This window comes from Dyella sp. (genome assembly GCF_035277725.1).
In the GTDB taxonomy this organism is placed as follows: domain Bacteria; phylum Pseudomonadota; class Gammaproteobacteria; order Xanthomonadales; family Rhodanobacteraceae; genus Dyella_B.
This window is the reverse complement of sequence record NZ_DATEJY010000113.1, coordinates 1-3365: the sequence shown is the minus strand read 5'-3', so window position 1 is coordinate 3365 and position 3365 is coordinate 1. Positions and strand designations below refer to the sequence as shown.

Sequence of the window (3365 nt, the reverse complement as noted above, 5' to 3'; positions counted from 1 at the left end):
CACCAAGTCGGTAGCCGTCACACCTTCGGGCAACTTGCCGCTGAGCTTGAAGCCGACTACTTGCGGAATCAGCATGGACGATGGCTGCCCGAGCATCGCCGCTTCCGCTTCGATGCCGCCCACGCCCCAGCCCAATACGCCCAGGCCATTGACCATGGTGGTGTGCGAGTCGGTGCCGAACACGGTATCGGGATAGGCCCAATCGGCGCCGTCCTTCTTGCCGGTGAACACCACGCGCGCCAAATGCTCCAGGTTCACCTGATGCACGATGCCGGTACGCGGCGGCACGACTTTGAAATTGTTGAAGGCCTTCTGGCCCCAGCGCAGGAACGAATAGCGCTCGTGATTGCGCTCGAATTCGATCTCGACGTTCTTTTCCACCGCGGAAGGCGAGCCGAATACGTCAACCTGCACCGAGTGGTCGATCACCAGCTCGGCCGGCGCGAGCGGATTGATCTGGTTCGCGTCACCGCCAAGCTTCACCACCGCATCGCGCATCGCGGCCAGGTCGACGACGCAAGGCACGCCGGTGAAATCCTGCAACACCACGCGCGCGGGCATGAAAGCGATTTCCGTATCGGGTTCCGCCTTCGGATCCCACTTGGCGACCGCCTCGATTTCCTTCTTCGTGACGTTGACGCCGTCCTCATGGCGCAACAGGTTTTCCAGCAGGATCTTCATCGAATAGGGCAGGTGCTTCAGATCGAAGCGCTGGCCGAGCTTGGCGAGACTGGCGATCTGGTACGTGCTGCCGTTGACCTTGAGGGTATCGCGGGTGGCGAATGAGTCCAGCATGGGGAGAGCTCCTGTTGCTTGAAGACTTGGAGACGCGCGCGGCGTAAAGCGGGAAGGCTAGAGCAGCGGGCGTTAGGGGAATTGCAAGGCGTTCGCATTCCGGCTTGGGGATAGGAGGGAAGTTTGAGCCAATTTCTCGACCGCGCAAGTTGCGGAGGGATTGCAAGATTTCGAACGCAGGCGGAAACAGCTTGTCGTTGCTGCGGTTTGGGGGCGGCTGGCAAAATAGCGGGCTTCGCAGCTCCCCCTTTCGGGTGAGGCTGCTCACGGCCAACGCCATCCCCGAAGGACCCGATCGCATGCTCAACGCTTATCGCCAACACGTTGCCGAGCGCGCCGCGCTGGGCATTCCCCCGCTGCCGCTTTCGGCCCAGCAGACCGCCGACCTGATCGAACTGCTGAAGAACCCGCCCGCGGGCGAAGCGTCCTTCCTGGTCGACCTGATCACCAACCGCGTGCCGGCCGGCGTGGACGATGCGGCCAAGGTCAAGGCGTCCTATCTCGCTGCGGTGGCGTTCGGTACCGAGAAGTGCCCGCTGATCACGCGCGAAAAGGCAACGGAACTCTTGGGCACCATGCTTGGCGGCTACAACATCCATCCGTTGATCGAGTTGCTGGATGATGCGCAAGTCGGTGGCATTGCCGCCGATGCGCTGAAGAAGACGCTGCTGATGTTCGATGCCTTCCATGACGTCAAAGAGAAGGCCGACAAGGGCAACGCCAACGCGAAGGGCGTGCTGCAAAGCTGGGCCGATGCGGAATGGTTCACCAGCCGTCCGGCCGTGCCGGAGAGCCTCACCATCACCGTGTTCAAGGTGCCGGGTGAAACCAATACCGACGACCTGTCGCCGGCGCCGGATGCCACTACGCGTCCGGACATCCCGCTGCACGGCCTGGCGATGCTGAAGAACAAGCGCGAAGGCGCACCGTTCCAGCCGGAAGAAGATGGCAAGCGCGGCCCGATCCAGCTCATTCAAGACCTCAAGCAAAAGGGTCATCTCGTTGCCTACGTGGGCGACGTGGTCGGTACCGGTTCCAGCCGCAAGTCCGCCACCAATTCCGTGCTGTGGTGGACGGGCGAGGACATCCCTTTCATTCCGAACAAGCGCTTCGGTGGCGTGTGCCTGGGCAGCAAGATCGCACCGATCTTCTACAACACGATGGAAGATGCTGGCGCGTTGCCGATCGAACTGGACGTGTCCAACATGGATATGGGCGACGTCGTCGAGCTGCGTCCTTATGACGGCAAGGCGCTGAAGAACGGCCAGGTGATCGCCGAGTTCCAGGTGAAATCCGATGTGCTGTTCGACGAAGTGCGCGCCGGCGGCCGCATTCCGCTGATCATCGGTCGTGGCCTGACGGCCAAGGCGCGGGAAGCGCTCGGCCTGCCGCCGTCGAACCTGTTCCGCCTGCCGCAGAACCCGGCCGATACCGGCAAGGGTTACACGCTGGCGCAGAAGATGGTCGGCCGCGCCTGCGGCCTGCCTGAAGGCAAGGGCGTGCGTCCGGGCACCTACTGCGAGCCGAAGATGACTTCCGTGGGTTCGCAGGACACGACCGGTCCGATGACCCGCGACGAATTGAAGGATCTGGCCTGCCTCGGCTTCTCCGCCGACTTGGTGATGCAGTCGTTCTGCCACACCGCCGCCTATCCGAAGCCCGTGGACGTCAAGACACACCACGAACTGCCGGCCTTCATTTCGACCCGCGGCGGCATCAGCCTGCGCCCGGGCGACGGCGTGATCCACTCCTGGCTCAACCGCATGCTGCTGCCCGACACGGTCGGCACCGGCGGCGACAGCCACACGCGCTTCCCAATCGGCATCTCATTCCCGGCCGGTTCCGGTCTGGTCGCGTTCGCTGCGGCAACGGGCGTGATGCCATTGGACATGCCGGAATCCGTGCTGGTGCGCTTCAAGGGCGAACTGCAGTCGGGCGTGACGCTGCGTGACCTGGTCAATGCCATTCCGCTCTACGGCATCAAGCAGGGCCTGCTCACGGTTGCCAAGCAGGGCAAGAAGAACATCTTCTCCGGCCGTATTCTGGAAATCGAAGGTCTGCCGAACCTGAAAGTGGAGCAGGCGTTCGAGCTGTCCGACGCATCTGCAGAGCGCTCCGCTGCCGGCTGCACGGTGAAGCTCAACAAGGAGCCGATCATCGAATACTTGAACAGCAACATCACCTTGCTGAAGTACATGATCGCGCAGGGCTATCAGGATGCACGCAGCCTGCAGCGCCGCATCAAGGCGATGGAAGCGTGGCTGGCCAATCCGCAGTTGCTCGATGCCGACAAGGATGCCGAATACGCGGCCGTGATCGAGATCGACCTCAACGATATCCACGAGCCGATCGTGGCGTGTCCGAACGATCCGGATGACGTCAAGACGCTATCCGACGTGGCTGGCGCGAAGATCGACGAAGTGTTCATTGGTTCGTGCATGACCAACATCGGCCATTTCCGCGCGGCATCGAAACTGCTGGAAGGCAAGCGCGATATCCCGACGCGCCTGTGGGTAGCACCGCCGACCAAGATGGACCAGAAGCAGCTCACCGAAGAAGGCCATTACGGC

Annotated in this window: 2 protein-coding genes; one reads left to right on the top strand and one right to left on the bottom strand. The window is 62.3% G+C overall.

The features are described 5' to 3' along the window. The coding region (locus tag VJR68_RS10275) for an aconitase family protein (RefSeq protein ID WP_324147585.1) at positions 1-795 on the bottom strand (795 nt) is incomplete at its 3' end. Between the two features lie 299 nt (positions 796-1094). On the opposite strand from VJR68_RS10275, the gene acnB reads away from it, so the two are divergent. Next, positions 1095-3365: bifunctional aconitate hydratase 2/2-methylisocitrate dehydratase (acnB, locus tag VJR68_RS10270; RefSeq protein ID WP_324147584.1), on the top strand; the 2271-nt coding region annotated here is incomplete at its 3' end.